Consider the following 18,528-nt stretch of genomic DNA (forward strand, 5'->3'; position numbering starts at 1 on the left):
TCTTATAGCGACGAATCGTCTTTGTTTCCTATCTCAAAACTGTTGATGTAGCCAATCGGGTTTTTGGCATCATAAGTGTTGCCATCAATAAAGTCGGAAGTTGCAGGTTTATAGCCATCAGTTTCAGGAATATCACTTGCTGGAATATGGCCTTCTTCCACTAGAAGGTTGGCGGCTTTCATCCAGATATCGGGTCGGTAGATGTCTTTAATTGTTTCTTCATACCAAGCAGCTGGTTTCGGGTCGGGAATTTGTCCCCATCTGCGCATTTGAGTTAAGAACCAAATACCATCGGAGTAGAAAGGGTAGGTTGCGTTGTACTTGTAAAACACATTGAAATCAGGCATCGAACGTTTATCGCCTTTTTCAAACTCAAAGGTTCCGGTCATAGAGTTCGCTAAAACCACTTCATCGGCGCCTACGTATTGAGGCATGGAGAGTATTTTTACAGCTTCTGCACGATTACTGGGTTCATCCAACCACTTTCCGGCACGAATCAAGGCTTTGGTCACGGCAATGGCAGTATTTGGATTTTCATCGATGAACTTTTTGGTCATCACAAATACTTTTTCTGGATTGTTTTTCCAGATATCGTAGTTTGTTGTTACAGGGACACCGATACCTTTAAAAACAGCTTGTTGGTTCCAAGGCTCACCCACGCAGTATCCGTAAATGGTTCCTGCTTCTAACGTGGCTGGCATTTGTGGTGGAGGAGTAACTGACAATAATACCTCTGCATCGATTTGTCCTTGTACATTATCAGCAGTGTACATTCCTGGATGGATTCCGGCAGCGGCCAACCAATAGCGAATCTCGTAATTGTGCGTAGATACTGGGAACACCATGCCCATTTTAAAGGGTTTACCGTTGTTTTTGTATTCACTGATTACTGGTTTAAGTGCATCTGCTTTTATAGGGTGAGCTGGTTTTCCGTCAGCTCCTTTGGGTACGTTCGGCTTCATTTTAGACCAGACATCATTGGATACAGTGATACCGTTTCCATTTAAATCCATTGAGAACGGCGTTACCAATTCTGCTTGTCGACCGAAGCCTGCACCAGCAGCAATCGGTTGGCCTGAAAGCATATGAGAACCATCCAACTGACCGTCGATAACACGGTCCAATACATTTTTCCAGTTTGATTGTGCTTCTACGGAAACAAAAAGCCCTTCATCTTCAAAGAAACCCTTTTCTTTCGCTATGGCGAGAGGCGCCATATCGGTCAACTTGATAAAGCCAAAGGTCAATTGCGGTTTTTCAATTTCCAAGGTTGAAGTGGGAATATCGGCCTCCGCTGTTTCAGCGCTTTTTTTGGTTTGTTTGCCTCCGCAGGCGACGATAATTAGGGCAATGTAAAGACCTAATAATTTTGTGAGCATTGCTTTCATTGTTCTATCTTTTTAAGAGTTGAATACTTAATCGTGAAGCAAACCTACGTAATTAAAATACGTATAAATACTTATTTTAATAATTTCTTACGTATTGTACGTAGTTTTTAGAGATGTGAAAAAGGACAGGGTGAATTTTGGTCAGTATGGAATTCTTAGCCCTGTGAATTGTCAAATCGACAAACTTTTAAGAACTGGAAATATTCGATACTATTCAAATATGACTTCAAAAGTCTTTGAGCTGTTCAGGAAGTATATATTATAAATAGGAATAGAGTACGCGCTGAATTTCTTCGTCATAGAAGGAGGTATGGTCGGCTACAACATCACCAATGACAATAATTCCAGGCTGGGTTTCATCGATAGCCTCAAATGCATTTTCTGTAGAATTCAAGGTAGCGGTAATGCAACTTTCTTCAGGGAGTGTTCCATTTTGAATCAGTGCAATTGGAGTAAGTCCTGAGCGGTAGTCCCTTACTAGTTCTGCGATTTGATGAATTTTACGAACACCCATCAATATGACCATGGTTGCTGATGACTTTGCGGCCAATATCAAGTCATTGGAAAATTGGCCTTCTTTGGTTGTGGCGGTCATTACCCAGAAACTGGTACTTACCCCACGTTTCGTTAATGGGATTCCCTGATTCGCTGGAACAGAAATTGCGCTTGAAACGCCAGGTATGATTTCAACAGAAATTCCGAACGATTCCAAATACTCAATCTCCTCAGAGGCCCTTCCAAAAACAAAGGGGTCACCTCCCTTTAATCGGACCACGTGATTTTGTGTTAGGGCGTATTCCAATAAAACTGTATTGATTTCGGTTTGGGTCATACTGTGCTTTCCACTACGCTTTCCTACGTAGATAAGCAGAGCTTTGTTCTTGGCATAGGTCAAAAGCTTCAGATTCACCAATGCATCGTACAAAATGACATCTGCCTGTTGAATTTCGCTCAAACCTGCAATAGTAATGAGGTCTTCACGACCTGGCCCTGCCCCCACAAGTGCTACCCTTTTTTGTTTTTCAATTTTTGACTCCATAATCAAATACGTACTGATTTGAATAAATCACAACAAGAATACGTAATTATTTTTATTTATACAGACAAAAAATAAGTATAAATACGTAATATTGTTTCATAAATACGAAGCAATGCAGCAGATAGTAGTTATTGGTAATGGAATGGTAGGTTACAAATTCTGTGAGAAGTTGGTTGGCCTAGTGGAGCCGGGAATATTAGACATTAAAGTATTTGGTGAAGAACCGCGCCCAGCTTATGATAGGGTTCATTTAAGTGCGTTTTTCGAAAATCAAGACGCCAAGTCTTTAGAATTGGCACCAGCATCTTGGTATGGTGAGAATGGTATTGAACTGATTACAGGCCAATACATTTCTGATATTGATAAGAAGACCAAAACTATTAAAACAAAATCAGGTCAGAGGTATTCTTATGACAAATTGGTTTTGGCCACCGGATCGGTTCCTTTTGTACCTCCCATTCAAGGTGTAGAAAAGGAAGGGGTTTTTGTGTATCGAACTATTGAAGATTTAGAGGGAATGTTGGCCTATGCCGATAAGATAAACACAAAAAAATCGAACGGGAAAGCTGCTATTCTTGGAGGAGGTTTACTTGGGCTTGAAGCAGGAAAAGCAGTACTTGATATGGGGCTTGAACCCCATGTGGTAGAATTTGCCCCGAAACTCATGCCAAGGCAATTGGATGCTCGAAGTAGCAAGGTATTACAATTGACCCTAGAGTCGATGGGGATCAATATTCACCTTAGTAAAGCTACCAATCAGATTTTGGGTAATGGCTGCATTACAGGAATGGAATTTGGCGAGGATGATGAACTAGATGTTGACATGTTGATTATTTCGGCTGGCATTCGTCCGCGAGACGAACTTGCCAAAACCTGCGGCTTAGAGACGGGTACACGTGGGGGGATCATAGTCAATAATAAAATGCAAACTTCAGACCCTTCGATTTATGCAATTGGAGAGGTTGCCTTATACAATCAGATGATATATGGCCTAGTGGCTCCGGGCTATGATATGGCCAATGTTGCGGCGAACCAAATTGCAGGCAATGTTGATGTGCTCATGGCCGAGGAAATTGACATGTCGACCAAACTAAAATTGATAGGGGTTGACGTTGCTAGTTTTGGAACACCTTTCATGCCTGCGGAAAAGGGGCATTCCGTCATTTTTGAGAACAAGACCAAACATTTATACAAACGGATTAATGTAAGCCATGACGGTAAAACCCTGTTGGGAGGAATCTTGGTTGGAGATGCTGAAGATTATAACATTCTACATCAAATGTACCTGAATGGCTTGACTGTTCCAGAAGACCCAGCACAATTGATTTTACCTGCTTCTGAAGGAGCAGGGGCGCTAGGAGATGTTATGGACCTACCCGATACGGCCCAGGTATGTTCTTGTGAAAGTGTGACTAAAGGACAAATTTGTGGGGCCATCGAAAGTGGAGCAGCTGCCGATTTAGGTGGTGTGGTCAGTTGCACCAAGGCGGGTACAGGCTGTGGCGGCTGCAAACCTATGGTCAAAAATCTGACCGAAGCCACCTTGAAGTCGTTGGGTATTGAGGTCAAGGACCAAATTTGTGAACACTTTGAATACAACCGTCAAGAATTGTATGATATTATTCAGGTCAAGGGATACCAAACCTTTGATGAGGTAATTGATAACCATGGCAATGGTTGTGGTTGTGAGATATGCAAACCAGTAGTAGCTTCTTTGATGGCCACAATTCACGCCGATACTGCGAATAAGGAATATGCCATTCAAGATTCAAATGACCGTTTCTTGGCCAATATTCAGCGTAATGGTACCTATTCGGTTGTTCCTAGGGTTCCAGGTGGGGAGATTACACCTGATAAGCTCATAGCTCTTGGAGAAATAGCTAAGAAATACGACCTCTATACCAAAATAACTGGAGGTGTTCGAATCGATTTGTTCGGAGCCACCCTTAAACAATTGCCGCTCATTTGGAAAGAGTTGATTCACCATGGTTTTGAGAGTGGTCATGCGTATGGCAAATCTTTACGAACGGTTAAAACGTGTGTGGGTTCTACCTGGTGTCGCTACGGTATGGACGAAAGTGTAAGCTTTGGTATTGAACTGGAAAATCGATATCGCGGAATTCGAGCTCCGCATAAAATCAAAGGTGGGGTTTCCGGTTGTATTCGTGAATGTGCAGAAGCCCGCGGAAAAGACTTTGGGGTTATTGCGGTAGAAGGTGGTTGGAATCTCTACGTTGGCGGTAATGGGGGGGCTAATCCACGTCATGCCCAATTGCTGGCCGAGCAAATTGACAACGAGACTGTGATTAAATACATCGACCGTTATCTGATGTTCTATATGCGAACGGCGAAACCGCTACAGCGCACGGCTGCCTGGTTGGAGTCTTTAGAAGGAGGTCTCAAGTATTTAAAGGAAGTGATAGTTGACGATACAATTGGAATTGCTGGGGATTTGGAACATGAGATACAGACGCTTGTAAACAAATACGAGTGTGAGTGGACGCAGGCTGTCAACGACCCAGAAATGATGAAGCGCTTTAACCACTTTGTTAACAGTGAGGAAGAGGATGATAATTTGGTCTTTGTACCAATGCGGGAACAAAAAATGCCAAAGCAGTGGGTAAAAGTGCCATTAAAACAAGAAGAAGCAAACGTATGATAATGGATTCAATATTGGAGCGATACAAAACTGTTGGACTCGAAGAGGTCGTAGTTTGGTTCAAGGCAGCACCCGTAGACGCATTCCCGAAAGATGGAGGTGCCTGTGTAAAATACAAGGATTTACAGATTGCGGTTTTTAATTTTGAGCGATTGAACAAATGGTACGCTTGTCAAAACCTGTCCCCTGAAAAGCAAGAAATGGTGTTGAGCAGGGGAATGATCGGAGATCAAAACGGCATACCAAAAGTAGCCTGTCCCTTGCACAAAAAAACCTTTTCATTGGTAACAGGTGAAAACTTAAACGGAGACCTTCCGGCAATTGCCTTATATCCCGTAAAAATTGAAGATGGTTTTGTGTATCTTGGTTTTTCGGATTGAAGAAAAACCCCTGCTATGGAGGCTTCCCAAAAACTGAACAAGGCGTTCGAATTATTTGATGCGGCAAATTCCGAAGACCCAAACGAAGAGGTCTTTGAAGGGGTGCCATTCCCAAAAGAATTGTTGTATTCGCAACGTATGACTGCGGTGCTCGATGAATTTGAGCCGGATGCTTCGGTAGCACTTCAATTAACTGCCAGATGCCAACACATTTGCCGTTGGGAAATACCACGAGATTCGTATGAAATGAATCGAGTTGGGTATTTACAATGGCGACAAGAACTCAAGAAATTCCATGCAGAAAAAGCTGCTCAAATTTTAAAAGAAGTTGATTATGACTCACAATTGATAGATCGGGTACAATTTCTTCTATTAAAAAAGAAATTAAAAAGGGACCAGGAAACTCAAACATTAGAAGATGTAATATGCTTGGTTTTTTTAAAATACTACTTCGAACCTTTTTTGGTAAAACACGATGATGATAAAATCATTTCCATTTTAAAAAAGACGTGGAAAAAGATGTCTGAAAAAGGTCAACAAGCAGCACTGCAATTGAATTTCTCTGAAAAGGGAAAAGCCTTGATAGCCAAGGCACTGGAATAACCAATAGAAATGGCAAACCAAGAGCGCTCATACGAAAACGGGATACACCGGAGTTTGGATACGGAAACCTTTCAGCGTGTTCGAAAATGGTACATTCTGGCACTTGCCGCAATTGCCATAACGGTAATTGTTGCCCAAATTTTGATTCAACAGCATTTAGATTCGCAATTATATGATTCAAGGGTTATAAATGTAGCAGGTAGGCAAAGGGCATATAGCCAGAAATTGGTAAAAGAATCTTTACAACTTGGGGCGATTAAAGACTTTGCTCAACAGCACAAAATCATCAAGGAATTAAAACAGACACTTTATGTTTGGAAGGTCTCACATGAGGGATTGCAGGAAGGGAATGATAGTATTGGATTACCAAAAGAGGAAAACAAAAAAATCTTAACCCTTTTTCAAGATGTATCGCCCCATCATGCTGCTATGGTTGCCTCGGGGGAGGAAATAGTGGAATCTTTTGAAACAAAAGGAGACTCCTTACCGGTAAATATAGCGCCGCAATTGCAGAATATTCTCAAGAATGAGAAGCCTTTTCTTCAAAAGATGGACGCCATTGTGAATGCTTATGATGCTATCAGTAAACAACAGTTGCAGCAATTGAAGTTCAAAGAATATTTACTCTTAGGAGTTTCCTTACTGATTTTACTGTTGGAATTACTGTTCATATTTCGCCCAATGTCCATACAGATTCGAGAGACCATCTCTGATCTTATTCAGGGCAAGCTTAAATCCGAAGAGGATAATAGACAAATCAAAAAAATATTCAAGGAAAAAGAAGAATCATTACGCGAGCTGCAAGAATTGAATTTTGCAATAGACAATGCTGCACTATTTGCTGATATTTCTATGGACGGCTCTCCATCTTTTATCAGTAAAAAGTTCCTTAACTTATTAGGTGAATCTAAGAAACCTACTAAAACCCATCTTTCGGAGATATTAACTCAAGATGAAGGTCAACAGCAGTATCTCAGGGAAATTCTTTCCTCTAAAAACAAAAACATCCGCACTGAAGAAATAGAGATAACAACAAAATTGCAGGAACGCATTTGGTTGGAAATGTCCATAATTCCTATTTACCAATCCCGTGAAAAACAGAGTATCCTTATTTTATGTTCTGATATTACTGAGCGGAAGAAAACCCAAGGCCAGGTAGAGCAACTTACCAAACAGAACTATGAAGAACGCATGAAGCAAAAGCAGCTGCAGGCAAGTCAGGTAGTTGCAGGTCAGGAAGAAGAACGAAAGCGTATTGCCAAAGATATTCATGACGGTATTGGGCAAATGCTTACAGCATTGAAGTTCAATATTGAATCCATAAATCCAAAACAGAAAGAAAAAACAGTAGAGAAAATCGCCTATTTGAAAGAATTGACCTCAGAGTTGATTAAAGGGGTGCGAACAGCAACCTTTAACCTTACTCCACCTGAACTGGGGGACCACGGAATATTTCCTGCTTTACAGAAAATGACCCAGGAGTTGAGCAAGCTCACTGGTAGGAAGATTTTATTTGAAAATATGGCCAAAGAGCCCATTCGTTTTGACCCACTGGCTGAAACCAATATCTACCGTGTTACGCAAGAAGCGGTGAACAATGCTATTAAGTATGCTGAGGCCAACTATATTTTAGTAACCCTAAATTTGAACGAGGATTTGTTGAGTGTCGTCATCGATGATGACGGTAAGGGTTTTGATACTGCAATATTGGACAAGCCACCCAAGAACAATAGCGAAGGTGGCATGGGAGTGTTTTTTATGAAAGAACGAATAGGATATATTAATGGCAGATTGTTTTTTAACTCAACAGTTGGAGAAGGAACTCGTGTTACGATTAATTATAAACTGAATCAAGAAAAAGAAATGGTGCATGGAGCGTAATGAACTATATCCTGTGTTTCTAAAGGTCGATAATCTCAAAGTTTTGATTGTAGGAGGAGGCAATGTAGCTGAAGAAAAGTTGACTTTTTTACTCAAGTCCAGTCCCAATGCCAAAGTAGAAATGATTTCACCGATGTACCGTGATGAAACCGTTAAGCTAGCTAGAAAGCACAACGTTAAGATGTGCAAGGGCAAGTACAAAAAGCGCTTTTTAAAAAAGAAACATATTGTTGTGGCAACTACCGATAGCCCAAAGGTTAATGAAAAGGTCTATACCGATTGTCGTAAACGTTCTATTTTAGTAAATGTGGCCGATAACCCACCTTTCTGTGATTTTTACATGGGTGGAATAGTCACAAAAGGAAATGTGAAAGTGGCCATATCAACCAATGGAAAATCACCTACCACTGCGAAGCGATTACGTCAATTTTTTGAAGATGTGATTCCTGAAAACATTGACGACTTGGTCAAGAATTTAAATAAATATCGAAAGACCATTAAAGGGGATTTCGAGGAAAAAGTGGAAACCTTAAACGAGTTTACCAAGGGTTTGGTCAATAAAAAGTAATGCTATGAAAATTCGAATCAAAGGAAATTCAGTCCGGTTTCGCTTGACTAAGACAGAAGTAGAGACCTTTAGTAAAACAGGAAGTATTGCTGAGATTACTCATTTTCAATCAAAAGCGTTGACATACGCCCTGGTTTCCAAGTCAGGCATTACTGAGCTCGAAGCTGATTTCGTTGATAATTCCATCACGATCTACTTTCCAAAATCTGAACAAAAAGGTTGGGCAGCAAGTAACCAGGTGGGATTCAGTAATTCTGTGGATTGGAATGATTCGAGCACACTTTCACTTTTGGTGGAAAAAGACTTTACCTGTTTGGATAATACTGTAGAAGACCAGTCAGACAACTATCCGAACCCTAAATTATCGCAATAATATTTTGAACAGTTATTAGCGCCCGGCCAAATCGTTATCCATTTCCGGAAGGTTCTCAGCGATGGTCTGGGTTATTTTTTCAGACACTTCATCCGAATAGGTGTCATAGAGCGCATAAGAAATAATACCAAGACTTAGTAGTAAAGCTATAAGCACCATTCGCAATTCCGATGTATCCTTTTTTATACCCATGATCTTGAACTTGTTAAGGGTAAGTTAACAAAAAGAGTTGATTTTAACAAATAGTTAGGATTTTGAAGCGATGAACTACCGAAAAAGAATGGCCACCGCCCCCACAGCAGTAACGATTAGAATAAATCGCCGATACTGTTTCTCGTTTATGATTTTAACTAAATAGACACCAAGCATAATTCCAAAAAATATTGCCGGAAGTAATTTTAGATCAATAAGTAATGATTCTTTGGTTATGGTCTTCCAGATAAAAATGTGAAATGGTAATTTAAAAGCATTGGTTATCATAAACAACCACGCGGCTGTACCAACGAATTCATTTTTAGGTAATCGCATGGCCAAAAAGAATATGTTGGTGAAGGCCCCTGCCAGATTTCCTATCATTGTACAAATGCCTGCTAAAATTCCTACACCCCCTGCAAATGACCAATGTTTTGGCACTGACTTTGACTTTCGTCTATCCCAATAAATTAAAATGGCAAGGCTTATGAAAATGACAATAACCATGCCTATTTTAAATTGTTTCTCTGGAAGGTCTTGGCCTATAAATGTGCCAATTAGAATTCCTAAAATCATCCATGGTAGAAATTTTAAAATGTAATCCCAACGGGCATGCCGGTTGTAATAGATAACTGCGAAAAGATCTCCAACCAGTAGCAACGGCATCAAAATACCTGTCGATTGTCGTGCCCCAAACGCCAATGCCAATAAAGTAACGTTGAAAATGGAAAGCCCTTTTAGACCGGATTTAGAAACCCCTAAAAGAAAAATAGCTGTGTATGCCAGAACCCAACTAAATAGAGTGATGTTGTCCATGCCCCAAAACTAATCATCTGTCGAACCATTTTGACAAAAGTTCTAAGCAATTGGTATCTTTAGTTCGCAACCAAAACCAAATTATGGATATCCAAACCCTCGATTACGTTATCATCTTTTTGTTTTTTGCCATTGTCTTGGGCATCGGTATTTATGTTTCAAAAAAATCGGGAAAAAGTTCTTCTGAATATTTTTTATCAGGCCGTACTATGCCATGGTGGCTTTTAGGCCTCTCGATGGTCGCGACCACTTTTTCAACCGATACGCCCAATTTGGTAACCGACTTGGTACGTTCAAATGGGGTCTCGGCAAATTGGGGCTGGTGGTGCTTTTTGTTAACGGGAATGCTTACCGTATTTGTTTACGCCAAGTTGTGGAGGAAATCAAATGTAAAAACCGACCTAGAGTTTTATGAACTTCGCTATGGGGGTAAACCGGCCAGTTTTTTAAGAAAGTTCCGAGCCGTTTATTTAGGGGTGCTTTTCAATGTAATCACTATGTCAGCTGTAACTCTGGCTGCTATTAAAATTGGTGGCGTAATGCTGGGTCTTGAACCATGGGTTACTGTTGTTGCGGCTGGATTGATTACGGTTGTGTTTAGTGCACTTGGTGGATTTAAGGGGGTGGTTTACAGTGATTTTTTGCTATTCTTTGTTGCTATGGCAGGCGCCATTGGTGCAGCCTTTTATTTGGTCAACCTTCCTGAAGTTGGAGGTATTGAAGCCATAATGCAAAATGATAATGTAAAGGATAAATTGAGCATCCTACCTGATTTTAGTGACAAAAAAGCCTTGATTACCATGCTTATTATTCCTTTGGCAGTGCAATGGTGGAGTTCATGGTACCCTGGGGGTGAACCGGGCGGTGGAGGTTATATAGCTCAACGAATGTTGGCTGCTAAAAATGAAAATCATGCAATAGGAGCAACCTTCTTTTTCAACATCATGCATTATGCCCTTCGTCCATGGCCGTGGATTTTGGTTGCCCTAGCATCATTAGTAATATATCCTGATGTGGCCAGTATTTCAGAGGCATTTCCAAACGTACCTGCGGATAAATTGGGGCATGATTTGGCCTATTCTGCCATGTTAACCAAATTACCAAGTGGTTTGTTGGGTATAGTTTTGGCTTCTTTGGTGGCAGCTTATATGAGTACGATTTCAACACAATTGAACTGGGGTTCATCGTACATGGTTTTTGATTTTTACAAGCAACAAATCAATCCAAATGCAACCGAAAAGCAAATGGTTGCTGTGGGGCGTTTATCCACAGTGGTTTTAATGGTCCTGAGTGCTTTTTTAGCCTTGGCAATGCAGAATGCCATGGGTATTTTCAACCTACTGTTATCTTTTGGTGCTGGTACGGGATTGATATTTATCCTACGTTGGTTTTGGTGGCGTATCAATGCTTGGAGTGAAATAACTGCGATGTTTTCTTCGGGAATTTTGGCAATTCTATTGGAAACGACTTCGCTAAGATCATTTCTTTTTGCTTCGGAAACAGGGCTCTTTCCTGATTGGTCGGAGCTACCATTTATTATGGTTGTGACTTCCATTATTTGGTTGACGGCCACTTTCATGACCCAACCCGAATCCAAAGAGGTGCTACAAGATTTTTACCGACGCATTCAACCTGGAGGCCCTGGATGGAAAAAGGTGGTTGACGAAGCAAAAGCTGATAATAATGATGTAAGTCAAGGAGAAGGAAAATGGAGTGTTCCTTCAGGTCTTACCGCAATGCTTTTGGGTGTAGTGCTCATTTACACGATTATGTTTGCAACCGGACATTGGATATACGGCAAAACCACTAGTGCTTTAATCCTGACAGGTGTTGCTTTGGTTTCAGGGATTTTATTGGTTAGAGTTTGGAATAGAATGAAAGACAATATTTTATAATCATGAAAGAAAGAATATTATCGGTAGATATTTTTAGAGGAATGACCATTGTACTCATGATTCTGGTCAATACACCAGGTACATGGTCTGATGTTTATGCACCTTTATTACATGCCAAATGGCACGGATATACCCCAACCGACCTGGTCTTTCCTTTTTTCTTGTTTATTGTGGGAACCTCTATCGTATTTGCTTACAATAACAGAAAACCTTCGAAACAAGTTTACAAGAAGATTACGATTCGTACCCTAAAGTTGATAGGGTTAGGTGTTTTTTTAGGAGCTTTTACAATCACTTTCCCCTTTATCAAAGAATTTTCCGATATACGGTTTCCTGGAGTTCTGCAGCGTATTGGGGTTGTATTTTTCTTTGCTGCGATTCTCTTTCTCAATTTGGATTGGAAGAAATTGATAGGAACAGCAGCAATTATGTTGGTGGGTTATTGGCTAATGATGCGTTTTATCCCGGTAGAAGGTGTAGCTAGTACCTTTGAAAGGGCTCCAAATAACTTGGCCAATTATTTAGATGTTAAAGTCTTCGGGACCCATAATTATAAACCTGACTACGACCCAGAAGGATTATTAAGTACGATTCCATCAATTGTCAGCGCATTATTAGGCATATTTACTGGGCTGATTTTAGTTTCAAAGCAATCAAAAAAAGCGACAATCTTGTTTGGGCTTGGTGGATCATTTCTGATTTTGGGCTATTTATGGGACGTGATTTTTCCAATTAATAAAGCACTATGGACCAGTAGCTTTGTTTTGGTAACTGCAGGTTGGGCCAATATTGTACTTGCCTTGATTTACTATTTAACTGATGTCAAGAAAATCAAATTTGGCAGTATTTTCAGGTATGCTGGGGCCAATGCAATAGTTGTGTATTTTCTATCGAGTTTTATTTCAAAACTCTTTTATTTGATAAAGGTTGACGGGGAAACTTCTTTACACGGTTGGCTTTTTAATACCATATATGTTCAGGACTTCTTTTCAATGCAGCTGTCCTCACTTTTGTACGGTTTAAGTGTGGTTGCATTTTATTGTTTATTGGCCTGGATTCTTTGGAAAAAGAAGATTTTTATTAAGGTCTAATTATTTTCGAAGGTCAAGAAGTCGTTGTACATATTTCCCAATAACATCAAATTCAAGATTTACCTTAGTTCCTTCTTTGTAGCTGTTAAATCGAGTATGCTCATAGGTGTAAGGAATAATAGCAACCGAAAACTCACCATTTTTTGAATCTACAACGGTTAGACTTACCCCGTCTACTGTTATTGAGCCTTTTTCAATGGTAACGTTGCTTAGTTCGGTGTCATAGTTGAAGGTAAAAAACCAACTCCCTTCTTGCTCTTCAACTCCTATACAAGTAGCAGTTTGGTCAACATGACCTTGAACGATATGCCCATCCAATCGTGCTCCCATTTTCATCGCGCGTTCCAAGTTTACTTGGTCACCTATTTTTAGTTCGCCAATATTGGTCTTGTTCAGAGTTTCTTGGATGGCCGTTACCGTGTACGAATCGGAATCGATTTTGACCACGGTCAAACAGACACCGTTATGGCAAAGACTTTGATCAATTTTGAGTTCATCAGCCAGATTGGATTGAAGTGTCAAGTGTAGATTCTCCTCTTCCTTTTCTAAACCTATTACTTTACCGGTTGTCTCGATAATTCCTGTAAACATGGGAATTTATAATTGCATAATTTTGTAACAAAGTTAGCGATATAACGGGGGCAATGGAAGAAAGAAATAAGATAAGGCTTGGTATTTCGGTCGGCGATTTAAATGGAATCGGCTGCGAAGTAGCACTTAAGACTTTTGAAGATTCAAGAATGCTCGAGTTCTGTACCCCAGTATTTTTCGCTTCGAACAAAACTATTTCTTTCCAAAAGAATTCGTTTAAAAGTGCAATCAACTTCAATAGTGTTAAAGATGCCACCCAAATTGTTCATGGGAAATTGAACGTGGTCAATGTATGGAAAGAAACACCGAATATTGAATTTGGTCAAGCCACAGAAATCTCAGGAAGCTATGCCATCAAATCATTGAAGGCTTCGGTCAATGCCCTGAAAAAAAATGAAATTGATGTTCTTGTTACTGCTCCAATTAACAAGAACAATGTGCAGTCAGAAGAATTCAATTTTCCCGGCCATACAGATTTTTTAGCTAAAGAATTACAAGGTCAAAGCTTAATGTTTATGGTAACTGAGGGTCTACGGGTTGGACTCTTAACTGACCACATAGCGGTCAAAGATGTAGCAAAAGCGATTACCACAAAACTGATTGGCGACAAGGTGCGTACCATGATGCTTTCGCTAAAAATGGACTTTGGAATACGTCGCCCGAAAATTGCCCTTTTGGGTATAAATCCTCATAGTGGTGATAACGGAACTATTGGAAATGAGGACCAGGAAATTCTTCAACCAGCTATAGATAAGCTTTTTAAAGAAGGTCATTTGGTTTACGGCCCATATTCAGCAGATAGTTTTTTCGGTTCAAATAGCCATCAAAAGTTTGATGCGGTCTTAGCTGCCTATCATGATCAAGGCCTTATTCCATTTAAGACGCTTTCATTTGGTAAAGGGGTTAACTATACTGCTGGACTATCTCACGTTAGAACTTCCCCTGACCACGGTACGGCTTATGAAATAGCTGGTCAAGGCAAGGCGGATTTCAGTTCTTTTAAAGAAGCAGTTTTTACCGCACTGGACATTTTTAAAAAGCGTCAAGAATACAAAGAGTTGACCCAAAATCCACTTCAAAAACAATCGACCAAAAAGTCAGCCTAAATATAATTGGCTATTTCTCAATTAATAGTATCTTTGCACCCGCCATTTAAGGTAGGTTCAAACCAAAGTTGCACGTGATGGAATCAAGGGAGTTTGTAATTCCTTTTTCAGGATTAAAGATTGGGAGCCACAGGTTTGATTTTAAAGTTGACAATTCGTTCTTTGAATCTTTTGATTATCAAGACTTTAACTCATCAAAAATTGACGTTGAAGCCCAATTGACCAAAACAAGTACCATGATGGAGCTTGAACTTGAGGCCAATGGTCAGGTAAACGTTGATTGTGATGTTACGGGAGAACCTTTTGATATGCCAACCGCTGGAAAACTTCATTTAGTTGTTAAGTTTGGAGAGGAATATGATGATTTAGATGATGAATTATTGATTATTCCACACGGAGAAAGCCAACTGAACATCGCGCAGTACGTATATGAGATGCTAGTGCTCGCAGTACCACAAAAAAGAGTGCATCCGGGTATAGAAGATGGTTCCTTGAAATCGGAAGTTTTGGATAAACTGAAGGAGTTAAAACCAAAGGAGGAAAAGAACAATAATGATATTGATCCCAGATGGGACGATTTGAAAAAATTATTAACGGATAAATAGGAAAACATGGCACATCCTAAAAGAAAAATATCGAAAACAAGAAGGGACAAAAGACGTACCCATTATAAGGCTGTTGCTCCTACCTTGGCTAAAGATTCCACAACAGGAGAAATTCACTTGTACCACAGAGCGCACTGGCATGAAGGTAAATTATACTACCGCGGTAAAGTGTTGATTGACTCAACAGGAGAAGAAGCGGAGGCTTAAATTCTCAAGAAAAAACCAAAAAACAACTCTCGGATGGAAATATTCGGGAGTTTTTTTATGGAACAAGATTATTTTCTGAATTGACCAAAAATCATCAGAAACTCGCAAAAATTCACTATTTTTCGACGATTTTGCGTCGATTTTCATTCATTTTGACAAAAAACAGAAAAAAGGATGGCTAAACGTACAGCAGCAATTACCGCTGTGGGAGGATATCTTCCAGAATTCAGATTGACCAATCAGATTTTGGAAACCATGGTCGATACCAACGACGAATGGATAACCACAAGAACAGGTATTAAAGAACGCAGGCTATTAAAAAAAGAAGGTGCGGGATCTTCGTATTTGGCCATCAAAGCAGCTGAGGACTTAATGCAAAAAACAAATCTTAATCCTGAGGAAATAGATTTGGTATTAGTCGCCACTGCAACACCAGATATGTTGGTTGCTTCAACTGCAGCCTATGTGGCTTCTGAAATTGGGGCAACTAATGCCTTTTCATACGACCTTTTGGCCGCTTGTTCAAGCTTCTTATATGGCATGTCTACTGCCGCCAGTTACATAGAATCTGGACGTTACAAAAAAGTACTTTTGATAGGTGCCGATAAAATGTCGTCAATTATTGATTATACAGACAGGGCAACCTGTATCATTTTTGGTGATGGTGCTGGTGCTGTATTGTTTGAACCGAATGAAGAAGGATTTGGTTTGCAGGATGAGTATTTAAGATCTGACGGTAATGGCCGAGAGTTCTTAAGAATGGATGCCGGCGGTTCAATATTACCTGCTTCCCATGAAACTGTTGACCAAAGGTTGCATTACGCGAGACAAGATGGAAAAACCGTTTTCAAGTTTGCGGTTTCAAATATGGCCGACGTTTCAGCTAAGATAATGGAACGCAATAATTTAAGCCATGAAGATGTAGATTGGCTGGTTCCCCATCAGGCCAACAAGCGGATTATTGATGCAACTGCCAATAGAATGGGACTTGATGACAGTAAGGTCCTAATGAACATTGAACGATACGGAAATACTACTTCCGCAACATTGCCTTTATTGCTTTACGATTATGAAAAGCAATTAAAAAAGGGAGATAATTTGGTGTTTGCCGCCTTTGGTGGCGGATTTACCTGGGGTTCCATTTATTTAAAATGGGCATACGATAGCAATTCAACTAACTAAATCATACTATTTCGATGGACATTAAAGAAATTCAAAGTTTAATCAAATTCGTTGCCAAATCAGGGGCCAGCGAGGTCAAGCTTGAGATGGAAGATTTGAAAATCACCATTAAAACGACTTCAGAGAATAGTGGTTCAGAGACTACTGTTGTTCAACAAATTCCTGTAGCTGCAGCTCCGCAGCAAATTGCGATGCCGGCAGCTCCTGAAGCTCCAGCTCAGCCGGCAGCTCCCGCAGCACCGGAAAAACAAGCTGAAGACGATTCAAAATACATTACCATAAAATCGCCGATAATTGGTACATTCTACCGTAAGCCATCACCTGACAAACCTGCTTTCGTTGAAGTTGGGTCTGATATCAAGCAAGGAGATGTACTTTGTGTTATTGAGGCAATGAAACTTTTCAATGATATTGAATCAGAGGTTTCGGGTAAAATTGTCAAAGTTTTAGTTGACGATTCCACTCCAGTAGAGTTTGATCAACCTTTATTCCTAGTAGACCCTAGTTAATTTAAAATTCCAAATTCCAAGCACCAAAATCCAATTTGGTATTTGAGATTTGAATTTTTAAAGAAGAAAATATGTTCAAAAAAATATTGATTGCAAATAGGGGTGAAATCGCACTTAGGGTCATCAGAACCTGCAAGGAAATGGGTATTAAAACGGTAGCGGTTTACTCAAAGGCCGATGAAGAAAGTTTGCATGTTCGCTTTGCTGATGAGGCCGTTTGTATCGGCCCTGCCCCAAGTAGTGAGTCTTATTTGAAGATTCCGAATATCATCGCTGCAGCCGAAATTACCAACGCCGATGCTATCCATCCAGGCTATGGCTTTCTTTCTGAAAATGCCAAATTTTCCAAAATCTGTGCTGAACATGAGATTAAGTTCATTGGTGCATCAGGAGAGCAGATTGAGAAAATGGGTGATAAAGCTACGGCGAAAGAGACCATGAAAAAGGCCGGTGTTCCTTGTGTTCCCGGATCAGATGGTCTATTGAAAGATGTCAAAGATGCCAAGAAGGTTGCCAAAAAAATGGGCTATCCTGTTATGATCAAAGCTACTGCAGGTGGGGGTGGAAAAGGTATGCGCGCCATTTGGTCGGAAGACGAAATGGAAAAGAATTTTGAAAGCGCGGTGAACGAAGCTACAGCAGCATTTGGCAACGGCGGTATGTACATGGAAAAGTTGATTGAGGAACCAAGGCATATCGAAATTCAGGTGGTTGGAGACCAATTTGGTAAAGCGTGTCACTTGTCTGAACGAGACTGTTCCGTACAACGAAGACACCAGAAATTAACTGAAGAGACCCCATCACCGTTTATGACCGATAAGCTCAGAAATGCCATGGGGAAAGCCGCTATTAAGGCTGCGGAATTCATAAAGTATGAAGGGGCAGGTACTGTTGAGTTTCTTGTTGACAAGCACCGTAACTTTTATTTTATGGAGATGAATACCCGTATTCAGGTAGAGCATCCAATAACAGAACAGGTGGTGGACTATGATTTAATTCGTGAACAGATTTTGGTTGCTGCTGGTGTACCGATATCTGGGAAAAATTACCTTCCAAAACTACATTCCATAGAAGTTCGTATTAACGCTGAGGACCCGTATAATAACTTTAGACCATCTCCTGGTAGAATTACTACCCTTCATATGCCAGGTGGACATGGAGTGCGTTTGGATACCCATGTATACAGCGGGTATATCATTCCTCCGAATTATGATTCAATGGTGGCTAAGTTGATTACCACTGCTCAAACGCGCGAAGAAGCCATCAATAAAATGCGAAGGGCACTAGATGAATTCGTTATCGAAGGTGTTAAGACAACAATCCCGTTTCACCGTCAACTAATGGATCATCCTGATTACTTGGCAGGTAACTATACAACCAAGTTCATGGAAGATTTTGAAATGGATGACAAATACGACTATTAAAAATAAACCCTGACTTTTG

19 protein-coding genes are annotated in these 18,528 nt (G+C 40.3%); 14 read left to right on the forward strand and 5 right to left on the reverse strand.

Annotation, left to right across the window (positions count from 1 at the left end; all coding sequences use genetic code 11):
• Positions 1–2: 2 nt before the first annotated feature.
• Positions 3–1,388, reverse strand: coding sequence for a CmpA/NrtA family ABC transporter substrate-binding protein (locus HCU67_RS05005; RefSeq protein WP_168551474.1), 1,386 nt, complete (start codon positions 1,386–1,388; stop codon positions 3–5).
• 259 nt (positions 1,389–1,647) lie between these two features.
• On the reverse strand, positions 1,648–2,427 hold the full coding sequence (gene cobA, locus HCU67_RS05010) for a uroporphyrinogen-III C-methyltransferase (protein WP_168551475.1): 780 nt from the start codon (positions 2,425–2,427) through the stop codon (positions 1,648–1,650).
• Between the two features lie 112 nt (positions 2,428–2,539).
• Here cobA and nirB point away from each other — a divergent pair, with 112 nt between their 5' ends.
• Genes nirB through HCU67_RS05040 form a run of 6 tightly spaced genes read left to right on the forward strand, consistent with a single transcriptional unit; the run spans position 2,540 to position 8,891 of the window.
• On the forward strand, positions 2,540–5,086 hold the full coding sequence (nirB, locus tag HCU67_RS05015) for a nitrite reductase large subunit NirB (protein WP_168551476.1): 2,547 nt from the start codon (positions 2,540–2,542) through the stop codon (positions 5,084–5,086).
• 2 nt (positions 5,087–5,088) lie between these two features.
• Positions 5,089–5,466 carry a nitrite reductase small subunit NirD gene (nirD, locus tag HCU67_RS05020; RefSeq protein WP_168551477.1) on the forward strand — a complete coding sequence of 126 codons (378 nt, stop codon included), beginning with the start codon at positions 5,089–5,091 and terminating at the stop codon, positions 5,464–5,466.
• A gap of 15 nt (positions 5,467–5,481) precedes the next feature.
• Positions 5,482–6,069: a DUF4202 domain-containing protein gene (locus tag HCU67_RS05025; RefSeq protein WP_168551478.1), complete on the forward strand. Its 588-nt coding sequence runs from the start codon at positions 5,482–5,484 to the stop codon at positions 6,067–6,069.
• 9 nt (positions 6,070–6,078) lie between these two features.
• Positions 6,079–7,950 carry a PAS domain-containing sensor histidine kinase gene (locus HCU67_RS05030; RefSeq protein WP_168551479.1) on the forward strand — a complete coding sequence of 624 codons (1,872 nt, stop codon included), beginning with the start codon at positions 6,079–6,081 and terminating at the stop codon, positions 7,948–7,950.
• Positions 7,940–8,518, forward strand: coding sequence for a precorrin-2 dehydrogenase/sirohydrochlorin ferrochelatase family protein (locus tag HCU67_RS05035; RefSeq protein WP_168551480.1), 579 nt, complete (start codon positions 7,940–7,942; stop codon positions 8,516–8,518). Before HCU67_RS05030 ends, HCU67_RS05035 begins: the two co-directional genes overlap by 11 nt.
• A 4-nt stretch (positions 8,519–8,522) precedes the next feature.
• Complete coding sequence (locus tag HCU67_RS05040) at positions 8,523–8,891, forward strand: DUF7009 family protein (protein ID WP_168551481.1); 369 nt, start codon at positions 8,523–8,525, stop codon at positions 8,889–8,891.
• A gap of 15 nt (positions 8,892–8,906) precedes the next feature.
• Here HCU67_RS05040 and HCU67_RS05045 read toward each other — a convergent pair whose 3' ends face one another.
• Complete coding sequence (locus HCU67_RS05045) at positions 8,907–9,083, reverse strand: hypothetical protein (RefSeq protein WP_168551482.1); 177 nt, start codon at positions 9,081–9,083, stop codon at positions 8,907–8,909.
• Between the two features lie 75 nt (positions 9,084–9,158).
• Positions 9,159–9,899 (reverse strand): sulfite exporter TauE/SafE family protein, encoded by a 741-nt coding sequence (locus HCU67_RS05050; RefSeq protein ID WP_168551483.1) that lies wholly within the window; start codon positions 9,897–9,899, stop codon positions 9,159–9,161.
• An 83-nt stretch (positions 9,900–9,982) separates the two neighbouring features.
• On the opposite strand from HCU67_RS05050, the gene HCU67_RS05055 reads away from it, so the two are divergent.
• Positions 9,983–11,794, forward strand: coding sequence for a sodium:solute symporter family protein (locus HCU67_RS05055; protein ID WP_168551484.1), 1,812 nt, complete (start codon positions 9,983–9,985; stop codon positions 11,792–11,794).
• Between the two features lie 2 nt (positions 11,795–11,796).
• Positions 11,797–12,885 carry an acyltransferase family protein gene (locus HCU67_RS05060; protein ID WP_168551485.1) on the forward strand — a complete coding sequence of 363 codons (1,089 nt, stop codon included), beginning with the start codon at positions 11,797–11,799 and terminating at the stop codon, positions 12,883–12,885.
• Here HCU67_RS05060 and HCU67_RS05065 read toward each other — a convergent pair whose 3' ends face one another.
• Entirely contained in the window at positions 12,886–13,476 is a 591-nt protein-coding gene (locus HCU67_RS05065) for a riboflavin synthase (RefSeq protein WP_168551486.1), read from the reverse strand.
• 53 nt (positions 13,477–13,529) lie between these two features.
• On the opposite strand from HCU67_RS05065, the gene pdxA reads away from it, so the two are divergent.
• The 6 genes from pdxA (at position 13,530) to accC (ending at position 18,509) form a co-directional block, all read left to right on the forward strand.
• Entirely contained in the window at positions 13,530–14,582 is a 1,053-nt protein-coding gene (gene pdxA / locus HCU67_RS05070; RefSeq protein WP_168551487.1) for a 4-hydroxythreonine-4-phosphate dehydrogenase PdxA, read from the forward strand.
• 77 nt (positions 14,583–14,659) lie between these two features.
• A complete protein-coding gene (locus HCU67_RS05075; RefSeq protein ID WP_168551488.1) occupies positions 14,660–15,187 on the forward strand; it encodes a YceD family protein in 528 nt (175 codons plus the stop codon).
• A gap of 6 nt (positions 15,188–15,193) precedes the next feature.
• Positions 15,194–15,394, forward strand: a complete 201-nt coding sequence (gene rpmF / locus HCU67_RS05080) for a 50S ribosomal protein L32 (protein WP_168551489.1) — start codon at positions 15,194–15,196, stop codon at positions 15,392–15,394.
• A 174-nt stretch (positions 15,395–15,568) separates the two neighbouring features.
• Entirely contained in the window at positions 15,569–16,576 is a 1,008-nt protein-coding gene (locus tag HCU67_RS05085) for a beta-ketoacyl-ACP synthase III (RefSeq protein WP_168551490.1), read from the forward strand.
• Positions 16,577–16,590: 14 nt separating this feature from the next.
• Positions 16,591–17,085 carry an acetyl-CoA carboxylase biotin carboxyl carrier protein gene (gene accB / locus HCU67_RS05090; protein ID WP_168551491.1) on the forward strand — a complete coding sequence of 165 codons (495 nt, stop codon included), beginning with the start codon at positions 16,591–16,593 and terminating at the stop codon, positions 17,083–17,085.
• Between the two features lie 71 nt (positions 17,086–17,156).
• On the forward strand, positions 17,157–18,509 hold the full coding sequence (gene accC / locus HCU67_RS05095) for an acetyl-CoA carboxylase biotin carboxylase subunit (RefSeq protein ID WP_168551492.1): 1,353 nt from the start codon (positions 17,157–17,159) through the stop codon (positions 18,507–18,509).
• Positions 18,510–18,528: the final 19 nt, after the last annotated feature.

The sequence above is a fragment of the Croceivirga thetidis genome, from assembly GCF_012272815.1.
Lineage (GTDB): Bacteria > Bacteroidota > Bacteroidia > Flavobacteriales > Flavobacteriaceae > Croceivirga > Croceivirga thetidis.